Here is a 22,454-nt window from a genome sequence, read left to right as displayed (position 1 = left end):
TTAAAAGTTTAATGACATACCAAAAACGTATGACTTATTTGTTGGATAATTATAATCTTCTGTCCCAGGTGTCAAGCTATTATGATAAGTACTCACCTCTGGATTATACCCTGTGTTTTTTGATGCTATAAAGGGATTGTTTGCAGATAAATAAAGTCGTGCCTGACTAACACCTAATTTATTTATCAATTCTTTTTTCAGGGTATACCCTAATGTAATATCTCGAACCCTGAAATAAGAACCATCTTCCACATAAAAGGTAGAAACATCTCGCCTTACCCCATAGATATCAATATTTGCACTTGGAACCACACCATTTCCTGGATCTTCAGGAGATCTCCACCTGTTTCTTGCTTCCCCTAATTGATTCGTTCTAGCAGTTAAGATCATTGTTTGCCTTTTGCCTATATTCATAATTTCTATCCCCTCTACCCCTTGTAAGAAGATATTCAAATCGAAATTCTTGTATTTAAATTTATTATTGAAACCATACATGAAATCTGGGTTATTGTTTCCTATAACTGTTCTATCTTCTGTACTAATTTCTCCATCTCCGTTTACATCTTTAATTATAGGGCTTCCAGGAACATCTGTTGGTAACGAAGGGTGTGCTTCAATTTCTTCTTTTGTATTATATACCCCTTCCCATATATACCCAAAATACTCACCTATAGAACTTCCTACTTGTGTAATATGTGTAGGAGACCCTCCATAAGTAGTTGAAATAATAGCATCTCCACTAGGCCCAAGGGCTAATACTTTATTTCTATTGAGAGAAAAATTAACATCTGTTTTCCATTGAAATTCACCCGTAGTGTTCACCGTGGAAAGCGCTAATTCTACACCTCTATTCCTTACCTTTCCAATGTTTTGCAATGCAGTGTTAAACCCATAAATTGTTGGAATATTAACCTCTAAAAGTAAATCTTCATTAGTTTTTTGATACAAATCTCCTGTAAAAGAAACCCTATTGTTCATTAATAGAAGCTCAAAACCTAAATCCCATTGCTTGGACGTTTCCCAACTTAATTCTGAATTTGAATTAGTAGATTGTACCAAACCAGTTGTGTAGTTATTTCCATAAACATAATCTACACCTTTTAACAGACCAACAGATCCATAATTAGGAATAGCATTATTACCGGATACACCATAACTTAATCTTAATTTAAGAAAATTAATAGCATCTACATGTTTTAAAAATTGTTCATCTGAAGCTATCCAACCTACAGAAGCAGATGGAAAAACACCCCATTTATTTTCACTACCAAATCTAGATGAACCATCTTTTCTTACTGTAAAAGTTGCAAAGTATTTTTTATCGAATGAATAGTTTAGCCTAGCTAAATAAGACAATAAAGACCATTCTTCTATAGAGGTTCCTGCATCTGTTACCACCCCTGCATTAAGTGTAGTGACAAGATTATTAGGGAAATTATTAGATGCTATAGTAGCCACTTGCTCCGTTTGTTTTTGAGCAGTATACCCTATTAAACCATTTAAATGGTGTTTATTTAGACTAACAGTATAATTTGCTGTTCCTTCAAACAGCCAATTTTTACTCTTAACACCAAAATATGAACCAGAAGCCTCATAGGTACTTGAAAACGCACGTTCAAAAGATTTTGCAAAATAATTATTATTTGTATTAATATTATCTAAACTAAAAGAAGCCTTTAATAATAAATTTTCTATTGGATTATATTCCAAAGCCAACTTTCCAAGAATACGTGACTTTTCTTTTTCTAACGATTTTTCATTTATATAAATCATAGGATTAGTAGCGGCAGAAACACCGTAACCAAAACCCTGAAAATCTGAATAAGACCCATCTTCATTTTGAGTAGCAAAAAAACCAGGAAGCCCTATAGCCGAACCAATAATACTTTTTCCCCAAGTTCCTTCTGCATCAACTATGGCTTCATCACTCTGCGTGTAGTTCAAATCAACAATAGAACGCAGCTTATCCGTTACTTTTAAATTTATATTTGAACGAATAGAATACCTTTTAAAATTTGATGTTTTTATAATTCCATCTTGATCTAAAATACTTCCAGAAAGTCTATACTTCAAGTTATCACTACCTCCTGAAACAGAAAGTTCATTGTTATAAATGGGTGCCGTTTGGAATATTTCATCCTGCCAATCAGTTATCACCCAACTATCTTTATCAAATAAATAAGGAGAGTTTTGATAAAAAGTAGGACGAATTTCATTGGGATCACTGGCATTACCACCTTTATATTCCCATCCATTATTAGATGCATCTAGTTTTAGTTCGACATACTCTTCGGGCGACAATACATCAACTTTTTTTGTTACTTTCTGCCAGCCCATATATGAGTTATACGAAATACTTGGAGCTCCATCCTTACCACGTTTAGTAGTAATCAATATAACTCCATTGGAACCACGAGAACCATAAATAGAAACCGATGACGTATCTTTCAATACAGTAATAGATTCAATATCAGAATTATTTACAGTATTAAGGGCATCACTTCCTACAGGAAATCCATCTATAACATATAGTGGCTCATTTCCTGCTGTTATTGAACCATTACCTCGAATAGAAATAGAAGGAGTTGAGCCAGGTTGGCCTGTAGGTTGAGACACCCGAACTCCAGGAGACACACCTACAAGTGACTCTCCAAAATTTGCACTTTGTATTCTTCCAACCGATCCATTCTTTATTGTTGAAATAGAACCTGTTACTTCTCGATCTACCTGTGTACCATAGCCAACAACAACAACTTCGCTTAACTTAGCAGAATCTTCTTCTAAAACTATATTTATATCAGACTGTCCGTTTACAGCTACTTCTTGAGTAACATAACCGACATAAGAAATTACAATGACCCTAGTATCACTAGAGAGATTTAAAGAGAAGTTACCATCAAAATCAGCAGTAACACCGTTAAAAGTTCCTTTTTCTACAATACTAGCGCCGGGTAAAGACACTCCTGTTTTGTCTTTTACACTCCCTGTTAAAGTAAATTTTTCTTGAACTTGACCTACATTTAATTTATCGTTTAACGCTTTCCCTATTAAAACCTCATTACCTTTAACTTTAAAACTAAACTGAGCACGTTTACCCAAATCTTTTAGTATTAAACGTAATGATACATTTTTGTAAACTGCATTATATTTTTTATTATTGTTGGCAATAAAATCACCATAAGTAATATTAAAATCTGTTTTACTCGATATTTTGTTTAAAATATGTACAAGTGTAACGCCTTGTTCATTTAAAGTGACAGTTGTAGTATTAATGTTTTGAGAGCTTGCGTAGCTATTATACGCGCTAAAAAAACATATAAAGATTATTAAATGGAAGTGTTTCCTAAATAATTGTTTCATTTAATTAAGTGTTTGTTTTATAATTATGTTTTAATTCAATACTTATTATTAGGGGGTCTGTTGGAGCAGATCCCTTTTATTTTTTTTACTTTTTAGTAATCTCCACCATATTTTTTGTTTTTATTAGTTTTACTTCTGTTATAAAATTTATTCGTTCTATCAACTCTCTTAAGCTTTCCTTTTTAGACAATCTAAAGGAATAGAGATATACACTTTTTAATTCATCATTTTTAAATATGAAGGGGATCTCATATATTTTCTGAAGTTCATTCGCTAAATCTTGTATTTTTATTTTGGCTAATACCACATCGCCTTTCCACCATAAGTTTGTTATTTCAGCGTTGGTATTGGTTTTATCTAGTTCTTTTGAAGTACTTCTGTACGTTACTTTTTGATTTGGATTTAGGTATATAGAATCTGATTGAGATACCACATTAACAAGTCCTGTACTAACAATAACCTCAACTACAGAATCGGTCTCCCGAATATTAAAAGACGTCCCCAAAACTTTAGTAGATATATTTCCAGACTGAATTACAAATGGCTTATTAGGGTTTTTAGTCACATCAAAAAAGGCTTGCCCTTTAAGCGTAACAGCTCTAATGGTATCATTAAACTGTTTGGGATAAGATATAGAGCTTTCTCCGTTTAAAATCACTAAAGATCCATCAGGTAAAGTCATCGTAGTTTGTTCACCCTTTTTAGTCCTATTGATAATTTGACTCATTTCTGTGTTGCCAAATGCATTAAAAAAACCGTCGTCAGTCATTGATGTATAAAAACCAAGACTCACCAATAAAAGTATAGAAGCGGCAACTGGCCAAAACCAAATTTTAGAGTTACTTTTCCTTTTCTCAACCGCTTTATATATCCGATATTTAAGCGCTAGGTTTTGTTTAACATCTAGTTTATGATCTGCCTCCTTTTGCATCTCATTAAAAAAGGACTCAACTATATCAACTTCCTGTTTAGAAGCGATTCCTTTTTCATACTTTTTTAAAATAGCCTTAAACCTATGCTCTTTCATAATACTTATTTAATTAGAGAAATAACATCCCTTTACTATTAAGTACCAGAAAAATAAAAAGCCCCTATCTATTTTTAAGGACTTAAAGTTTTGTTAACTTAGTTTACACTTTATTAACACATCTACATAGCAACACCTATTAAAATAATTTGTAGAAGTACCATTTCGGAATTATAAAGCCCGGATTCTCTTAAGGTTTTTAAAGCTTTATTTATTTGATTATCCACGGTACTGGTAGATATGTTTAACATACTTGCTATTTCTTTATAACTTAAATTTTCTTTAAAACGAAGTTTAAAAATCTGAAGGCAGCGTTCTGGCAATAAATCGTTTGCAGTAGCATCTATTTTTTTAACCAATAATATTTTGTTCTCTTCCAAAGCTAAATTATACTCGCTATCATCTAAAGATAAAACAGCCTCTACTTTCTCTAAATGCACCTCGGTAAAAGGCATTTTACGTAACTTTTTTACACACTGAAATTTTACAGCTTTAAACAAATAAGCCCTATAATGATCTATTGTTAAACTATCTAACCTATTCCATAAATCTAGAAAAACTTCCTGTGTAACATCTTCTGCGGCTTCGTGAGATCTTAATATATTATTTGCATAGACATATAATTGATACCAATAATCGTTGTAGGCTTTATCGTACTCCTTTTTCTTACCCATAATAAATAAATCGAAATCCCATTACCCTTATAAGAGAATAACAAAATAAAGGCTTTTGAAAATAGGTGAATTATAAATCCGTATTACCATTTCGTTAAATTACATTTGAAATTCGGGAATTATACAACAAACAACTTATAAAAGACTAATATTTCAAGTCGCATTCAAACTTTTTTGTTTAAAAAACCTACTATTTTTATAGTTAAACCAAAATAAATGTAATTAATATGTACAACCAAATAAGATTACATTTATCTTTAGAGTTCAAAACTCTTAATATGTTAGCTGAATAAGCGGCATAAAATCAATTTTAATCTAAAATACGATTTCAAAATAATACAAAAGTTTATTCATGAATAATCATCATTCAGAAATTATAAATTGAATTTATTTTAAAATCACTCGGGCTAAAATTTAGGGCATCTTTAATGATACCTAATAAAATATTTATTTTAAAATGAAAAAAAACTACCACCTTATTTTCGCCTTACTTATTAGTTGTATCGCTTGGTCTCAAAACCAAAATGTTATAATTGACGACAGTTTTCCGTATTACGTAAATAACGAAACATTAGGCAGAGCAACCATTGGTGGCGATACCATTTTTATTTCTTCACTTAGAACAAAACCGTTAAAATTTCAATTTACCAATGGAGATATAAATAATCCTTTAGTCATTATCAATAAAGGCGGTCAAGTAAAAATTGAAAGTCCAAATAGTTACAGCTGGGGCGCTATCACTTTTGAAAACTGTAGATACATTAAAATTAGCGGCGCGGGACATCCAAATTATAAATACGGATTTGAATTATCGGCGGATCAATGTGGCTTAGCTTTTTCTGAATTAAGTTCCGATTGTGAAGCCGAATTCGTAAAAATTAGTCATGACGGCTTTTTTGGTATCATGGCTAAAAAAAATTACGAAGGGAATCCGCCTTCACCTCACCCACTTTTTGAAAATTTAATAATCCATGATTGCTTTATTGAAAATGTATCCGAAGGCATGTATTTAGGAGAAACTAAATCCCCTGGAATGGATTTTAAGCACGTTAAAATTTACAATAATATCGTTAGAAACACCTTAAGAGAATCTATACAAATTGCCAACATGATTGAAGATGTTGAGATTTATAATAACACGCTCTTAAATGCTGGATTGGAAAATATGATCTACCAAACCAGTCTACTGCAAATTGGGGACAACAGTGTTGCAAACGTCTATAACAATATTCTTATAGAGGCTCCAACAACAGGTATTGCGGTATACGGAAAAGGTCCTTGTATTTTTACAAATAACTATTTATCATCGAATATGGGCATGTTTGTCGATAACCGCATTTTTACTGATAGTTTAACGCCTATAAACATTGAACAAAATTATTTTAGAGCCATAAAAGGCAATCAAATTATAAAAAATTATAACGAAATTAATTATGTAACCGTTCAGGATAATAATTATGAAACTGATATTACATTTTTTTTAAACCAATCTGGTAACTCATATAACTTTACAGAACAAAACAATACGTTAACAAATATTCCTGAGATAGCATTTACAGATCCTTCCAGTAATAATTACGCCTTAAAAAGTACAACCCCCATAGAATATCAAAATATGGGTGCGCCAAGTGGGCCGGAATATTTTGATATTGAACCAGAAGAAGAACCAATGACGCTTCCCCAAATAATAACCCCGATAACCATTACAGATTTAGTTGAAGGTGGCAGTATAAATCCACCATCTTTATTATTTGACGAACAAAATTTAGATATTCAAGCCAATGAACACGCTACAAGTAACTCTTGGAAACCCGATTATGTAATGAATGAAACGGCTTATCATGTCATTGTCGATTTAGGAAATGAATATCATATATCCGAAATAAATTTACACGATATGCATGATACATATAATTTCACAGTTGAATATGGTTCGGAATCTAATTGGTCCACACTTTTTACAGATCCTTGCGATAGGTTTAAAACCTGGAGTACACATAAAACGGATATTTCTACCCGATATTTACGTTTTTCTTTGTATCAAAATGTTTATGCCGCTGTAAATGAAATCATAATTTATGGCTATCCAGTTATTAAAGAAACAGAACAAATTGTCGTTACTTCGGATATGATAACCGACCTTACTGAAAACGGAAGTATAAACTCCCCCTTATTTTTATTTGATGAACAACATTTAAATATTGAAACCGACGACCATGCGACAAGCACCTCTTGGAAACCCGATTATATCATGAATGAAACGGCTTATCATACCGTGGTAGATTTAGGAGCGGAATATCATATATCCGAAATAAATTTACACGACATGCATGACACCTATAATTTCACCGTTGAATATGGCTCGGCGTCTAATTGGTCCACACTATTTATAGATCCTTGTGATAGGTTTAAAACTTGGAGTACACATGAAACCGATATTTCAACCCGATATTTACGTTTTTCTATGTATCAAAATGTTTATGCGGCCGTTAATGAAATTATTATTTATGGATATGCATTACCATCGAATATGGCAAAATCTGCTGAAAGAAAACCAACCGAAATAATACATACTGATGGATCTATTTTAAATGCTGATAACATTGAATTTTACCCAAACCCAGTTAATGAAACATTGCATATAAAGTTTCCTTTTGAAATGACTGGGAAAAATAATTTGGTAATAAAAGATATGTTAGGAAAAACAATTTATAATAAAGAGGTTTTGGTACGCACTGAAAACCCTTTTCTTGAGTTAACGAACTATCAGTTACCTAAAACAAATGGCATATATGTATTATCAATACAACATGAATCTGGAGCTTATAAAATTTTAAAATTTATAAAAGAGTTTTAAACGTTACGTTTTATCGAAAACCGATTAAAGTAGGTTTAAACGTTTCATAAGTTCTGGTCTATTAGAACGACTTACAGGAATAACATCTTTTTTTATAAGTACACTGTTATCTTGAATATCAATAATCTTTTTAATATTTATGATATAAGATCGGTGAACTTTTAAAAATAAACTATCGGGTAGTTTTTCTTCTATTTTTTTTAATGTGGAGTGCACCGTATAATTTTTATCTTCGGTTTTTATTTGAATATAATCACCTTTTGCTTCTACCAAATAAATGCTTGGGATATCTATTTTAATTAAACGTCTGTCAATATTAATATACAAATGGTGGTCTGAAAGTAAGGTGTTTTTATCCGTTTTTGAAATAGAACTTACGGAAGTAACTTCTTTTGTTTCTGCCTTTTTAATGGCTTTATCAAAACGTACCTGTGTTATTGGTTTTACTAAATAATCTACAATACAGCTATACTCAAAGGCTTGAATTGCAAATTTAGTATCTGATGTTGTTAAAATTATTTTTGGTGGGTTTTTTAAAGTTTCAATAAAATCGAACCCGGTAAAATCGGGCATATGAATATCCAAAAATATTAAATCTACTTCATTTTGATTTAAATATTTAATGGCTTGCATAGCATTAGGAAACTCATCTAACACCAGTAAACTTGGCACATTGGAACATAATTGAGAAATTATTGCTCTTGCCGACGCTTCATCATCTATAACTATACAATTCATAAATCCTTAAATTTCTTCAAGATAAGCTGTAATCGCATTTAAGATGGCTTCAAACTCTTCTTTAAGTTTGGTAGACCCTTCTAGTAAATTATTCTCGTATGCTACAGCGACTTCATAACTTTGTTCAAGCCCTAAAATACTAATTTTATGCTTAAGTTTATGCACGTTATCAGCTACTAGTTTAAAGTTTTTTGTTTTAAAATTATCAAAATAGACTTGTTTCTCTTCTGGAAATTCTTTTTTTATAATACCAATTAGCTTTTGTTTAAAAGCTTCATCGTTTCCGGATAAGGTATTTATGTAGGATTGGTTAGGCTGTTCCATTTACAGTTTTTTTAAGGTAAAATAAAAAGTAGTTCCAATATTAACTTGAGACTCAAGCCATATCTTTCCTTTATACAATTCTACAATTTTTTTTACAATAGACAAACCAATTCCGGCAGATTCTGAATGGCATTCTAATTTTATAAAAGTTTTAAATATTTTATTAAAATAAGCTTTTTCAATACCTTTTCCATTATCTTTTATAGAAAACTTCCAATAATCGGTCTGGTTTTCAACATTTATTTCAATATATCCTTTTGGCTTATCGTTATATTTTAAAGCGTTACTTATTAGGTTATTAAATAACTGCTTTAATCTATGCTTATCGCCTTTTATTATTGGTAAATTTACCTTATTGAAATGTATATGTTGCGGAATTGGAGTTATTTCTAAAATGTCGTTAATAAGTTTATTTAAATCCACATCATAAACTTGAATTTGATTTTTTCCAATAGTAGAATAATCTAAAATATCACTAATCAAACGATCCATTTTTTCTACATTATTTCTAAGTAAATCTAGCGTTTTTTTTCCATTAGCATCCACCACATCTTTATAATCTTCCGCTAACCAAGTGGTTAATGCATGCATACTTCGTAAAGGCGATTTTAAATCGTGTGATACCATATGAGCATAATCACTAAGTTCTTGATTTTGAATAGACAACTCATTTAAAAGGGATTGTTTTTGTTTATTCATTTCAACAATCTCTTTGGTTTTATGATCTATAAAATCGGCTAAATTAGCGCCTGTTAACTCTATATTTTCAGGTTTTTCATTTTCATTTAAATTATAAAATTTTAAAGTATTTATAACGTTTTTCAACTTTTCAATAATTTCCTTTTGCTCTTCTGTTTCGTTTTGCAACTTTCTATTAGCCGTATATAATTCCTCAGAACTAATGGTCAAGGCTCTTTGAATCATTCGTGATTGATCTTCAAAATTATTATAAGACAAATCTACAGCATTAAAAAAAGCTGTTAGATCTTTATTGTTTTTTAAATCTTCACTTAAAAACTTACGTATTTGTCTTTTTAATAATGAATTCATTATTCACTTAATAATGTTATTGCCATCGTTTGATTATGTAATTGACAAGCAGATTCTCCATGAAAAGGCGCTATTTCTCCATAGGAGTAAAAACCAGAAATAACGACGTCTTCCCCTATAACCTCTATAACTTCTTCTACTTCCTCTTCTACACGTTGATCTAATACTATTTTTCGACCAATACAGCTTATTAATATGGCTAATTGAGGCTTGTTTATCCTAGACTCTATAGCTTGTCTTGCGGCACGTTCTGATGCGTTTGCAATGTTGTCTACGTTGGTCATCATGAGTTGCACTTTGGCATTTTCTACAATATCACCGGCCAATATTACGGCTTGTTTTTCTTCATCAATATTTAATATTGATCGCACTATAGATTGCCTATCTCCTTCTATGGTTACACTAAACGGATACAACAATGCTGCCCCTGGCAAATCTTTGGCTTTCTCTCCTAAATATTTTTTATATAAATCTAAAGCAGGTAAGCCGTCTAATTCATAAAGTACATTTCCTTCAGATTTTGTTACAATACGTTGGGGCCCAAAAGGGGTCCATCCACCATGGATAGACGACGAGATTTCTAATGTTTCTCCATAAAATCCTATGGCCACCAATTCACCTTCTTTTGGGTTTTCATTGTATGACGCTATGGTTTTTTCAAATCGTCTATTATCACCACATAAGCCACCTGTAATTAATAAATTACCGTTTAAAGCGGCGTTCATTCCTTTGCTAAGCTGACTTCCATTAATAAAACTACCTTCGGAAACTACAAATATATATTTTAAACCGCTCTTATTAAATTTATTAATAAGGTGATTACCTGTTTTAAAACTATTTAAATCTGTATTTAAGGTATTACTTGTTTTTACTTCAAATGTACTTTTTTCAAATTCTATCGCTGTTACCGTAATACTCTCTTCGTTCACTGTATTAGCTGATATTTCTGCACATGTAGAACCAAATATTATATGCCCATCGGGAAACAACTGTTTAATAGTTTCATAAATAGAATCATCTTCCAACATAAGTCTATTACCGAAGACTAAAACCAATGGAGCTTTTAAAGCTTGGTTTTCTATAACGTATTTCCAATCCTGATTTTTATGTTTAACGAGTTGTACTGTTTTCATTGTTGTTTTTTTAATGTGAAATAAAAAGTGGTTCCTACATTCAATTCACTATCTAACCATATTTCGCCCTCATGCAAATTCACTATTTTTTTAACAATAGACAATCCTATTCCCGAAGAATCTTTACTTTTTCTTAGTGAATGGAATATTTTAAATATTTTTTGATGATAGTTTTTATCGATACCAATTCCATTATCTTGAACTGAAAATTTATAATGAGTTTTTAATTCCTCTACATCTATTTTTATTTGGCCTTCTTTTTTGTCTATAAACTTAACAGCGTTACTTATAAGATTTTGAAATAATTGTTGAAGCTTAGTTTTGTAACCTTTTACCATGGGTAATGGTTTTACAAATTCTATTTTTATATGTTTTGGAATATACAAAATAGTAATTAACTCACTTAATAAAACATTTAAATCCACATCGAGTTTTTCTGTAACATCTGCACTTACGCTAGAATAATTTAAAACATCTGTAATAAGCTGCTCCATTTTTTCTAAAGTTGTCTCAATAAGCTCAAAGTTTTTAAGACTTAAATCGTCCAGTTTACCAGTGTTATCTTCCTTTAACCAACTTACTAAAGCATTAATACTACGCAATGGTGATTTTAAATCGTGAGATACAATATGAGCGTATTCTTGCAACTCGTCGTTACTTTTACCAAGTTTATTTAGTAGGTTTTCTTTTTGAATTTGTAAGTTTTTAAAATCGGTAATATCGAGAACAACCCCAATAGATCCGGATGTATTTCCTTTTAAATCTACATTGGGTGCCGCACTTACTAACCAATGTTTTTGCTCTCCCGATTTTGTTTTTGCTTCTATCTGATAAGAGTTGGATCTTCCTGCCTTGCGGTTGTTAATTTCTGTTTCTAAAATATCACTATTTTCTCTATCTATAGGAAAAATAAGTTTTCCTACTTTTCCTAAAAGCTCTGCTTCATTATAACCAGACATTTCAGAAAAACTCTGATTTATCATTAAAATTTCACCATCCTCATTAAGTTCAATTAAACCTATATTCATATTGGCAATAATATTATAATACTTTTGCTTTTGAACTTCTAGGCTTTTTCGATAAGTTCTCTTTAATGTAACATCGGTAAAGGTCCACAAATACCCCTTATTTTCGGCCTCAATTTGTATTGGCATGTAATTACGTTCTAGTATCTTCCCGTCAAGCATTTCTAGTTCGTCTCCAATAACGGTTTTTTTTGCGTTATCAATATCTTGCATTCTTTGTAAAAATGCCTCGGGGTTTTTAAACAATACTTTGTTTTGTTCTGCTGCCGTTTTACAATCTATCCCTATTAAATCTTTAGGGTCTACGTTAATATTAAAGAGCTCGCAAAACTTATTATTAGTAAGTAATACGTTTCTATTTTCATCTTCTAAAACAATTCCACTATCCAGATTTAAAACTAAGGTGGCTAATCGCTTTTCTGATTCAACTAACTTTTTTTCTGATTTTTTTTGGTCGGTTATATCTCTAACAACACCTTGTGCTGCAACGGGTTTTTTATTTTTATCTAAAATAATGCTTGCATTAATATGCACCCATTTAACCTCTTTCGATTTTGTATATACCCTGGCTTCGTAATCTTTAAAAAAACCTTTATCAGTTAACTCTGCAAAGGCCTTTATAGCATATTGATAATCGTCCTTATAAATAAGGGACATAACATTAACATCCTCAGCATTAATATCATAACCAAATAGCTTTATCGCTGCCTCATTCAGTTTTATAATATTTCCTTTAACATCCATGACCATATAGGCATCTAAAATATTTTCAAAAACACCTTCTAATTGCGAAGATTTCTCATCCAATAAATTTTTTAATCTTTGGGTGGTATCATAAAGGTCTCTTGATTTTTCTTCAAGAATAGACTCTGCAACTTTTCTTGCAGCTTTTTCTCTAATTAGAGCGCGTTGTAATATTTCTATTTGCTTTTGACTCATTGAACCTTTTGAATAACAAATCGAACTTCGGTTCCATCTGCTTTTATTTTTTCTAGCTCAATGGTTGCTTTAGAATTAAAATGCTCGAAAGTCTTGTTCATTAACCCAAGTCCGAAATGATGCATAGCTCGGCTTGATTTGTATATAAGAATTAATGAATCTTCTGTTTTATCAACAACCTCAAAAGTTGGTAATTCGGCATCTGGATATATTTTCTTGACTTCAATATGAATATGATTTTCTATAGATGAAATCATTTCAATAGGATCTTTATAAGCTTCTAAAAGTCCGGGGTAACTTTTCTTTAAAACAGCAAAAAAATGCTCCGCATAAACTAGTAATAAATTATCAATAGAAATCCCTGTATTTTCGCTTAAATGTTGCAGTAACTGTAACATTTCAGAAAAACTATATGTTCCTACTGCGGTATAAACGCCTTCTGAATCTAAAGTGGAGGCAGATATAATTCTATCCACCATTTCTAGCCCAAATTTATCTTCAACTAAATCTAAAAACTCAGTAAAAACAATGCCTTTCATTTATATATGTTTTAATTCATTAATACTCCAATACGCCAAAAGTTTATCCATTTTAGACACGTATTCTTCGTACTTTAATGGTTTTAAAACATAACCTGCAATACCAATTTTATAACACTCCAACAAATCTTTTTGGTTCTGTGAGGTTGTTAAAATTATAGTCGGAATATATTTTAATACTTCGTCGGCTTTTAAAATATTTAAAAATTCAATACCATTAATTTTAGGCATGTTTAAATCTAACAAAATGATATCTGGCAACTCATCCTTACGCTCTAAAATTTTTAAAGCATCTTCTCCATTATTCGCTTCAATAATTTTATGGTTTAGCTGAAGAGACGAAATGGTACGCTGAAATTTCATAACTTCAATCATGTCATCTTCTATTAATAGTATATTTAGAGTTTTCATTAGCATCCCTTTCTTAAATCTTAAGTTTTAATATATAAAAATAGTCCTTATAATAATGCTTTAAAAATCTAATTCGTTCAATTAAATTTTAATATAGTTGAATTTCTATTAAGTATCGACGAATGGTTTTTAGTAATTAAACTTGGCGTTTCTTACTTAAATATTTTTAATATTAAATGATTAAAAAAGATTCTTATCAAAGAGGAACAGTTAAATAAATTTTTCATTTCTATCGTTTTGAAAACTCTTTTTTAACTTTTTCCAATTTTTATATAGCTAAAAATACAAATAAAACATTATTAAGCAATATAAAAGTTGTTTTTAGGTAATTTATCTCCGATAGAATCGGCATCCTTTTTTGAATTGATAGATCGTGGTAACTCTAGTTTTTAAAGTATTTTTTATAATAAAACTGCCCCTAAAATTATCTATAAAAAAATATAGTGGGTTACAGGAAATAGCTTCTAAACTATACATTATTTAACCAATACTTTTTGTTTAAAATTACTTTTAGGTGCTTCGCATAGAGAACATTGATAGGTATCTTCGAGCTTTTCGAAGGGTGTATTTGGTGGGATATCTTGAGTAATATCTCCATAAACTTCGTTATAAATAGTTAAACAATCTTGACATTGATAGACGTTTTCTTGGGTGGTTTCTTTTTTAATTTCTTTAGGTTTAACCGTTTCGTTTTGAGTGCCTAATTGCTTAAAATAGAGTTTACTTAACTCCATTAAAAGCCCAGGAAGCTCCACTTTATCTACATCTTGAACATGCATAATGTATTCGCCAGTATTGGGATCGAAATTTTTAGCATAGAGTAAATTATAGGTGTCACGAACTACAAAATCGCCTAAAAGTTCGGGTTTTTTATTTTTTTCAATAACCACCGATGTAAAATGATAGGCTTTACTTTCGAAATTTGAAATTCCAAAGGTTAATCCGTAGGTACTTATATCGTTTTGATCGAAGTTGGTTACTAAATATTTTTTTAGGTTTAGCGCGTCTATATCGTTTACTGGTAAATGCCAGTTGAGTTCTAACATGGAGTGACGCACGTTAATCCCGTAACTACCTAAAAACTTTTCCCATTGTAATTTTGAATGGATTGGAACGCCTTTTACAATAAAGGATTTCCAGGGTGTGATACATATTTTACCTATTTTACTTTCGGCACATAAATCGCATAAATCCTTTAAAAAAGTTAAATCGTAGCGGTTATTTCTCCAGTATAATCCTAGCCAATATTTATCGCCAAACCGGTTCATGCCTTCATAATATGGAAAGGGGTAAAATGGCACTTCCAAAGGTTTATCTACGGTGCGATTATTGGTTTCTACTGCATCGTTTACTAAATCGAAAAGCGTTTCTATGGTTTCTGGCTCTTCTTGTAAAACCTGCTCTATGGCCAATTCTACTTTATCCATATCCCAACTGTAAATTAAAGCAGGATACATTTCTGTTTTTTTCCAGTCTGGTAAACGCACATACAAATACCAATAATCTTCATTTTCTGAGGCTATAAAATTTACATTTCCTGTAAATAAAGGTACTAAGCGTTGCTTTGGGTCTATTATGTTTACTCGTAATTTTAAATTGTGTTTAAACTGTTCTAAAATATATAAATAACGATCGCTGGTAAGCCATGAGGTACTAGGTAAAATATCGGCCGACACATAGGACGACACGATGTTTTCTATACCATCGCGTTTGGGTTTTATAAACTGAATTTTATCAAATTGCGTGAACTTATCTTTATCGATTTGTTCGGGAAAAATAATATCTTGTCGAGATCCAAATGAAATGGCATCTAAACCTAAACCTTCTGCGGCTTCGCAAATATATTTTAACTCACCTGGCGATAAAACACCACCGTTTATTCTAAGTCTATATGGTTCCATAATTACGCTAATACTTTGGTGTTATTCAAAATTTCTTTCACTTCAGTTTTACAACTTCCGCAACCTAACCCTGCTCCTGTTTTGTTACAAAGTTCGGTAAAATCGTTACAGCCTTTTTGTATGGCTTCTACTATATTCCCCTCGCCTACTTGGCTGCATGAGCATACCAATTTACCAATAACCGGCACATCGTTTGAAGCGCCACGAAGCAAAGTATTTCGCTTATCGGCCATTTCAATTTTACTCTCAATCATGGTTTTAAACTCGGCAAATTCATTTTTATCACCCATTAAAACCGCGCCAACTAATAAATCATCTTTTACAATACATTTTTTGTAATAGCGCTTAGAAATATCCGTGAATATAATTTCCTCGTAACTTAAATCGTTTTCGGGAATATTAATTTCTCCTATACTACACAGGTTTAAATCGTTGAATTTTAAAATATTCATTAAAACAGAACCGTTATAGGCTACACTAATATCACCTGCTATAAAGTTTGCTAAAATATTGGCTTGCTCCTCTGCCGCCGATGTAATCCCGAATAATTGATTGTTGAATTCTGCAATTTCGCCAATGGCAAATATATTAGGAACTGATGATTGTAAATGCTGATTTACCTTAACACCGCGCCCGCAAAGAATACCGTTTTCTTTAGCTATTTCTATATTTGGACGCGTACCAATAGCATATACAATGGCGTTTGCTGTTAAAGATTTACCACTTTTAAGAGTGATGTTTATCTCGCCCGTATCATCATCATCAAAAACGGTACTCACTTCGTTATCAAAATAAATTTGAATACCACGTTCTTGAACATCTAGTGCCAAAAGTTTACTAGAAACCTTATCCAACTGGCGCTCCATTAAGCGTGATGCTCGCTGAATGATAGTAATTTTTACATTTTTATGTTTCATGGCAGCTGCCAACTCCAAACCTAATAAACCACCACCCACAATTACAACATGCTGCTCTTCTGGAGGTAAATTTGTGGCCTCTAAATACGCTTTAAAACTATCGGCATCATGCTTGTTTCGCATAGTAAAACGCCCTGGTAAATCTATTTGAACACCGTTTGGTATAAAAGCACGACTTCCTGTTGCTAAAATAAGTTTGGTATAACTATGCGCTTCGCCATTACTATCTGTAACTACATTATGCTTAGAATCTATATTAGAAATAGAGGTTTCCGGGTGCACCGTTATTTTAAGTTTTTTTAACTCGAGTTCCTTTATTTTTAATAAAGCTTGCCAAGTTAACTCTTCGGTAATGTACTCTGGTAATAATACCCGATTATAGAATAAATTAGGTTCTTTAGAAAATACATGAATTTCATCAACCTCGTTAGATTCTCTATAATTTTGAACAAACCTAAAAGCGGCTGCTCCAGCCCCAACAATAATAATTTTATCGACTGGTTTTTTATATTTTTTAACGGATACACAAGTGAATTTAAAATCGGGTTCTTTAGAAACCGGATCTACATGTGTATTGGTTAAATTATTCGCACGGTTTAAATTACTTTCAAGTTGTTTACCCCAGTGCATGGGTAAAAACACCACGCCTTTTTTGATGGTATCTGTAATTTTTACACGTACACGAACCACACCGTTCGCACTTTTTATTTCTGAAATATCGCCATCTTTAATTTTATTTAAAAAGGCATCTACCGGATTAATTTCTAAAACAGGTGTTGGGTAATGTGTTTTTAATCGAGACACCTTCCCGGTTTTGGTCATGGTATGCCATTGATCGCGCACTCTACCTGTTGTTAAAATTAAAGGATAGTCTCCATTAGGTTGCACCGAAGTATTCTCTATTGTTGATGGTAAATTAAATATCGCTTTTTGCGAAGGTGTATAGAATTTTTTATCCTCAAATAAACGTGGTGTTCCTTTATGGCGGTATTCGGGAACAGGCCATTGAAAAGTACCTTCCGTTTTTAATCTATCGTAATTTAAATAAGATACATCAATATTGGTTCCTTTGGTCATGGAGGCATATTCATCGTAAATTTCCGAAGCATTATTAAAATTAAATCCGCGGAAACCCATACGCTGCGCAAAATCGCAAAATATTTCAACATCTGGTCTTGCCTCTCCGGGCGCCTCTATTTCTTTTGGTAAATATGAAATACGACGCTCAGAATTCGTCATCGTACCTTCTTTTTCCAACCAAGCTGCTGCTGGTAATACTAAATCGGCATATTCTAAAGTATCCGCTTTATGTGAAATTTCTTGAACCACTACAAATTTCGCCTTCTTCATGGCACTTTCAATTTTGTGGGTATTTGGCATACTCACCAACGGATTGGTACAAGCAATCCAAACGGCTTTCAATTTTCCGCTATCTAAAGCATCAAATAATTCCGTTGCTGTTAAACCCGGTTTAGGCGAAATTTTATCGACACCCCAAAACTGAGCCACTTCACGACGATGTTCTTCATTTCCTAAATCCTTATGGACGGCAAGTAAATTAGCCATACCTCCAACCTCACGACCTCCCATAGCATTAGGTTGCCCCGTTAATGAGAATGGTCCCGAACCTGGTTTCCCAACCTGGCCAGTTATTAAAGATAAATTAAGTAAAGACACATTTTTATCGGTCCCCACAACACTTTGGTTGAGTCCCATGGCCCACATACTTATAAATCCTTTTGAAACACCAATAATATCGGCTGCTTTTCGGATATCTTTTTCTTCAACACCACAAATTTTGGAGGCTTGTTTTAATGAAGTTTTAAATATGAGTTCTTTATAATCCTGAAAACCCTCAGTATGTTCTTTAATAAATTTTTCGTCTATTAAACCTCTTTTATATAAACATCTTCCAATGGCATTGTATAAAATAACATCGGTTCCCGGAAGGAGTTGTAAATGTAAATCCGCAAAATTTGCAGAGTCCGTTTTTCTCGGATCAATAACTATAATTTTAACCTCCGGATTTTCTTCTTTACGTTTCTCAATTCTTCGGAATAAAATAGGATGACACCAAGCTGGATTAGCTCCCGTGATAAGAAAACAATCGGCCAATTCAATATCTTCATAAGACACCGGCACGCTATCTTCACCAAATGTTTTTTTATAACCCACTACGGCAGAACTCATGCAAAGTCTAGAGTTAGTATCAATATTATTAGTTCCTAAAAATCCTTTGGTAAGTTTGTTGGCAATGTAATATTCTTCGGTTAAACTTTGTCCCGATACGTAAAATGCCACGCTATCTGGACCGTGCTTTTTGATAATGGACTTAAAAACACTTGCTGCACGATCTAAACCTTCGTCCCAAGTAACACGCTCTCTGGGGTGCGAACGACTCCAACGCATTTCTGGATACAGAATTCTATCGGAAACATCGTTGGCAACGTAATGTAAATTCATGCCCTTTGAGCATAACATACCTTTGTTTACTGGATGGTCTTTATCCCCCTCCACCAATACTTTACCATTGCTATCTTTTTTAACAATAATTCCGCAGCCTACACCACAATATGAACACGTTGTTTTTACTTCGTTTTTAATCATTGAGATTCATATTTTACACTAAGTAACATCTTTTAACTTCAGAAAACAAATAGAAATTTTATTATTCTGAATACTTTAAAAAAGGATGCTTTTACTTAAAAAATATTAAAAGCATCCTTTGTAACTCTGCCTTTTATTCTGCCAGAATTAAATTTTCTGGATTAACTATAGATTCCCCTTTCGCTATTTTTTCATCTTCTAATGAAAAACGAATGGTTAAAGAAACTACCGCAGTAACAACCACAGTGACACCAATTATGAAATAGCCACTAGAAACTGCGGTAGCTGATGCTGCTGATTGAGCGGCTTTAATAGCCTCTTCGCCTAAGCCTTGACTGGCCATTATGGCGCTTTTTTCTGCTACGGCCGACTGTGACTTTAATAACATAGCTGCTAAAAAAGCACCTACATTACCGCCTGCGCCAACAATCCCTGAAACCGAACCAATAGCTTTTTTATTAATAAATGGCACTACCGAAAACGTTGCGCCTTCTGCCATTTGAACGGATAAACTAAATAATATTAAGAATGTAACACCCACAATGATACTGGTTGTTGTTGAAAAAGTCACCAACATTAAACCTTGTATCGCTAAAATGAATGCTAAGAATAAGACCCGACCTCTTAAGCCTTTTAACTTTCCAAATTTATCACCGAAGAAACCACCAAGTGTTCTTGCAAAAATATTCATTAATGCGAATGATAACACGATATTCCCCGCTGTAACACGCTCTAACTGAAAAGTGTTTTGAAGATAATCATCCATCGTTCCGTAAACCGTTAATTCAATTCCGAAACTAGCCGCATAGACTACAAATAAAATCCAAACTCTATAATCTTTCAACACTTCTAAAAAACCAATTTGATCTTTTTTAGTTGAAACCATTTCGCCAGAAGCTCTTAAATCTTTAAAGTTTCCGTAAAGCGTATCTTTAGTAAAGAAAAAATAAATAATACCCATACAGAAACAAACAATACCAGCAATAACCATCGAGTATCTCCATGCATCAGCATCGGCAACTCCAAAACTAACAACAGCAGCTGCAATTAACGGCATCCCTAATCTATTTGCTCCTCCACCAAGGTTTCCCCATCCGGCAGAAGTTGCGTTTGCTGTTCCAACAATATTTGGTGCATACATTAAAGAGGTATGTACTTGCGTAATTACAAATGATGCCCCAATAAAACCTATAAACAATCTACAAATTAAAAACTGGGTTGGCGTTTGCACCAAACCACATAAAATAACAGGTATTGCACCAATAGTTAATAACCATGTATAACATAATCTTGGTCCATATTTATCGCATAATTTACCAATAAGTAAACGTGCAAATACGGTTCCCGAAACAGCTAGAATAATAGAATTCCATTTTTGATCTGGTGTTAAACCTAAATCTTTAACCACATCGGGCATAAATGGAACAATACCGAACCATGCGAAGAAACACATAAAAAACGATATAGACGTGATCCAAAATGTACGTGTAGACACGCTTTTAAAATCTAATAAACTTAGTGTTGTTGACTTTGCTTGTGCTAAATTTGCCATAATTGATAATTTTATACTTACAAAACTAAGTATAATTACTTAATTTGTACGTATTAAAATTACGTATTAACAAATTAATACTAGATTAACAATTTTAGAATAATCTTTTTGAGGATATGCTAATACTTGGTTAATATTTAAGAAGAAATATTGGGTTTTCATAATAAGACTATTAAGCATTATACGTAATTACGTAAACACAAACCTTATACCTATTCTATAATTACGTACAATATACTTAAAAGAAGTATTCTGAAAATAAACCACGATGAATTTGAAAATTTAAGACTTTCGTCCCCTTCATACTAAAAGTGTACTTATTGAAATACACAAAACCAAACCATACTAATTGATTTTCGAATTCGTAGCTAAACGCTCAAAAACACATAAACCCTATAATTTTAAAATAAAAAAACAGAACTAGACTATTAGGCTAAGCCAAATTCCTTAGCTTTATTTGATAATTCCATCAAATTTTTAACCTCTAATTTTTTCATAAGATTAAAACGATGCACTTCAGCAGTACGCTTACTTATATTTAGTTCCTCCGCAATGTCTTTATTATTTTTAAGTTGCAGTACTAAATTAAGTATTTGTTTTTCGCGTTTGGTAAGTTTGAAAGGATCTTTAATAGGTTCTACTTTAGGAGCAACCGCTTTGTTAGTATTGCCATTAACAAAGTTATTCATGATTATAGCCGACACATCTCCTGTAAAATATTTCCCACCGGAAGCGACGTTATTCAAAGCCTTTAAAAACTCATCTTTACTAGCGCCTTTTAATAAATAACCATCGGCACCTGCTTGAATAGCTTGTAACACATATTCTTCGGAATCATGCATAGATAGTACAAGTGTTCGTACATCGGTGTACAACCTATTAACTTCTTTAACCGCATCAATACCATTCATTTCAGGCATACGTATATCAATAATTAACACATGTGGCTTGTTTTTTTTAAGAACTTCTAAAGCTTCTTTTCCATTAGATGCTTCATCCATAACAACAACCCCAGATTGATCTTCTAAAAGTGCTTTTATGCCATCACGAACTAAAACATGATCATCTGCCAATACAACATTAATAATATCCATACATAATAATTAGAAGTACAAAAATACTAATTTTTAAGTAATGCTACGTAATTTGAATTTGATTGTTGATTACGTTTTGGAAGAAATTTATAATACAAACATAAAAACTCACTCCAATGTGATGTCTCAATACTTCGACATGACAATCACTAAACCTCAAACAAACCGACTTTGTCATTTCGACGATAGGAGAAATCTCATCATACTAACCAAAAAAACGCACTCTAATGTGATGTCTCGATTCCTCGACATGACAATCGTTAAACTTCAAACAACCCAACTTTGTCATTTCGACGATAGGAGAAA

16 protein-coding genes are annotated in these 22,454 nt (G+C 32.3%); 2 read left to right on the top strand and 14 right to left on the bottom strand.

Features of this window, described 5'->3' with window-relative positions:
• The 3 genes from FQU21_RS03240 to FQU21_RS03230 all read right to left on the bottom strand — a co-directional run bounded on the left by FQU21_RS03240 (position 1) and on the right by FQU21_RS03230 (position 5,061).
• Positions 1–3,360 carry a SusC/RagA family TonB-linked outer membrane protein gene (locus tag FQU21_RS03240; RefSeq protein ID WP_147676599.1) on the bottom strand — a complete coding sequence of 1,120 codons (3,360 nt, stop codon included), beginning with the start codon at positions 3,358–3,360 and terminating at the stop codon, positions 1–3.
• Positions 3,361–3,445: 85 nt separating this feature from the next.
• Positions 3,446–4,387, bottom strand: a complete 942-nt coding sequence (locus tag FQU21_RS03235; RefSeq protein ID WP_147676598.1) for a FecR family protein — start codon at positions 4,385–4,387, stop codon at positions 3,446–3,448.
• Between the two features lie 122 nt (positions 4,388–4,509).
• A complete protein-coding gene (locus FQU21_RS03230) occupies positions 4,510–5,061 on the bottom strand; it encodes a sigma-70 family RNA polymerase sigma factor (protein ID WP_147676597.1) in 552 nt (183 codons plus the stop codon).
• A 457-nt stretch (positions 5,062–5,518) separates the two neighbouring features.
• Between FQU21_RS03230 and FQU21_RS03225 the strand changes: the two genes are divergently transcribed.
• Entirely contained in the window at positions 5,519–7,918 is a 2,400-nt protein-coding gene (locus FQU21_RS03225) for a T9SS type A sorting domain-containing protein (RefSeq protein WP_147676596.1), read from the top strand.
• 24 nt (positions 7,919–7,942) lie between these two features.
• Here FQU21_RS03225 and FQU21_RS03220 read toward each other — a convergent pair whose 3' ends face one another.
• The 11 genes from FQU21_RS03220 to FQU21_RS03170 all read right to left on the bottom strand — a co-directional run bounded on the left by FQU21_RS03220 (position 7,943) and on the right by FQU21_RS03170 (position 22,148).
• Positions 7,943–8,656 carry a LytR/AlgR family response regulator transcription factor gene (locus FQU21_RS03220; protein ID WP_147676595.1) on the bottom strand — a complete coding sequence of 238 codons (714 nt, stop codon included), beginning with the start codon at positions 8,654–8,656 and terminating at the stop codon, positions 7,943–7,945.
• A 6-nt stretch (positions 8,657–8,662) separates the two neighbouring features.
• Positions 8,663–8,980, bottom strand: a complete 318-nt coding sequence (locus FQU21_RS03215) for an Hpt domain-containing protein (RefSeq protein WP_147676594.1) — start codon at positions 8,978–8,980, stop codon at positions 8,663–8,665.
• The gene (locus tag FQU21_RS03210; protein ID WP_147676593.1) at positions 8,981–10,030 is read right to left on the bottom strand and encodes a sensor histidine kinase; all 1,050 of its coding nucleotides are present in this window, start codon (positions 10,028–10,030) and stop codon (positions 8,981–8,983) included.
• Complete coding sequence (locus FQU21_RS03205) at positions 10,030–11,163, bottom strand: FIST signal transduction protein (protein ID WP_147676592.1); 1,134 nt, start codon at positions 11,161–11,163, stop codon at positions 10,030–10,032. The genes FQU21_RS03210 and FQU21_RS03205 overlap by 1 nt, the downstream gene beginning before the upstream one ends.
• The gene (locus tag FQU21_RS03200; protein WP_147676591.1) at positions 11,160–13,127 is read right to left on the bottom strand and encodes a PAS domain-containing sensor histidine kinase; all 1,968 of its coding nucleotides are present in this window, start codon (positions 13,125–13,127) and stop codon (positions 11,160–11,162) included. The genes FQU21_RS03205 and FQU21_RS03200 overlap by 4 nt, the downstream gene beginning before the upstream one ends.
• Positions 13,124–13,666, bottom strand: a complete 543-nt coding sequence (locus FQU21_RS03195; protein WP_147676590.1) for a heme NO-binding domain-containing protein — start codon at positions 13,664–13,666, stop codon at positions 13,124–13,126. The genes FQU21_RS03200 and FQU21_RS03195 overlap by 4 nt, the downstream gene beginning before the upstream one ends.
• Positions 13,667–14,077, bottom strand: a complete 411-nt coding sequence (locus tag FQU21_RS03190) for a response regulator (protein ID WP_147676589.1) — start codon at positions 14,075–14,077, stop codon at positions 13,667–13,669.
• 476 nt (positions 14,078–14,553) lie between these two features.
• Positions 14,554–15,978 carry a rubredoxin domain-containing protein gene (locus FQU21_RS03185; protein WP_147676588.1) on the bottom strand — a complete coding sequence of 475 codons (1,425 nt, stop codon included), beginning with the start codon at positions 15,976–15,978 and terminating at the stop codon, positions 14,554–14,556.
• Between the two features lie 2 nt (positions 15,979–15,980).
• Positions 15,981–19,502 (bottom strand): nitrate reductase, encoded by a 3,522-nt coding sequence (locus FQU21_RS03180; RefSeq protein WP_147676587.1) that lies wholly within the window; start codon positions 19,500–19,502, stop codon positions 15,981–15,983.
• 133 nt (positions 19,503–19,635) lie between these two features.
• On the bottom strand, positions 19,636–21,054 hold the full coding sequence (locus FQU21_RS03175) for an MFS transporter (protein WP_147676586.1): 1,419 nt from the start codon (positions 21,052–21,054) through the stop codon (positions 19,636–19,638).
• A gap of 428 nt (positions 21,055–21,482) precedes the next feature.
• Complete coding sequence (locus tag FQU21_RS03170; protein WP_147676585.1) at positions 21,483–22,148, bottom strand: response regulator transcription factor; 666 nt, start codon at positions 22,146–22,148, stop codon at positions 21,483–21,485.
• A gap of 40 nt (positions 22,149–22,188) precedes the next feature.
• On the opposite strand from FQU21_RS03170, the gene FQU21_RS17540 reads away from it, so the two are divergent.
• The coding region (locus FQU21_RS17540; protein ID WP_222707988.1) for a hypothetical protein at positions 22,189–22,454 on the top strand (266 nt) is incomplete at its 3' end.

It is taken from the genome of Algibacter pacificus (assembly GCF_008033385.1).
GTDB classification, from domain to species: domain Bacteria; phylum Bacteroidota; class Bacteroidia; order Flavobacteriales; family Flavobacteriaceae; genus Algibacter; species Algibacter pacificus.
Note: the sequence above shows the minus strand (reverse complement) of the source record. Positions and strands in the feature narration are given on the sequence as shown.

Coding starts and splice junctions, on each gene's coding strand:
- FQU21_RS03240 (WP_147676599.1), bottom strand. CDS start 3,360: ATGAAACAATTATTTAGGAAACACTTCCATTTAATAATCTTTATATGT.
- FQU21_RS03235 (WP_147676598.1), bottom strand. CDS start 4,387: ATGAAAGAGCATAGGTTTAAGGCTATTTTAAAAAAGTATGAAAAAGGA.
- FQU21_RS03230 (WP_147676597.1), bottom strand. CDS start 5,061: ATGGGTAAGAAAAAGGAGTACGATAAAGCCTACAACGATTATTGGTAT.
- FQU21_RS03225 (WP_147676596.1), top strand. CDS start 5,519: ATGAAAAAAAACTACCACCTTATTTTCGCCTTACTTATTAGTTGTATC.
- FQU21_RS03220 (WP_147676595.1), bottom strand. CDS start 8,656: ATGAATTGTATAGTTATAGATGATGAAGCGTCGGCAAGAGCAATAATT.
- FQU21_RS03215 (WP_147676594.1), bottom strand. CDS start 8,980: ATGGAACAGCCTAACCAATCCTACATAAATACCTTATCCGGAAACGAT.
- FQU21_RS03210 (WP_147676593.1), bottom strand. CDS start 10,030: ATGAATTCATTATTAAAAAGACAAATACGTAAGTTTTTAAGTGAAGAT.
- FQU21_RS03205 (WP_147676592.1), bottom strand. CDS start 11,163: ATGAAAACAGTACAACTCGTTAAACATAAAAATCAGGATTGGAAATAC.
- FQU21_RS03200 (WP_147676591.1), bottom strand. CDS start 13,127: ATGAGTCAAAAGCAAATAGAAATATTACAACGCGCTCTAATTAGAGAA.
- FQU21_RS03195 (WP_147676590.1), bottom strand. CDS start 13,666: ATGAAAGGCATTGTTTTTACTGAGTTTTTAGATTTAGTTGAAGATAAA.
- FQU21_RS03190 (WP_147676589.1), bottom strand. CDS start 14,077: ATGAAAACTCTAAATATACTATTAATAGAAGATGACATGATTGAAGTT.
- FQU21_RS03185 (WP_147676588.1), bottom strand. CDS start 15,978: ATGGAACCATATAGACTTAGAATAAACGGTGGTGTTTTATCGCCAGGT.
- FQU21_RS03180 (WP_147676587.1), bottom strand. CDS start 19,502: ATGATTAAAAACGAAGTAAAAACAACGTGTTCATATTGTGGTGTAGGC.
- FQU21_RS03175 (WP_147676586.1), bottom strand. CDS start 21,054: ATGGCAAATTTAGCACAAGCAAAGTCAACAACACTAAGTTTATTAGAT.
- FQU21_RS03170 (WP_147676585.1), bottom strand. CDS start 22,148: ATGGATATTATTAATGTTGTATTGGCAGATGATCATGTTTTAGTTCGT.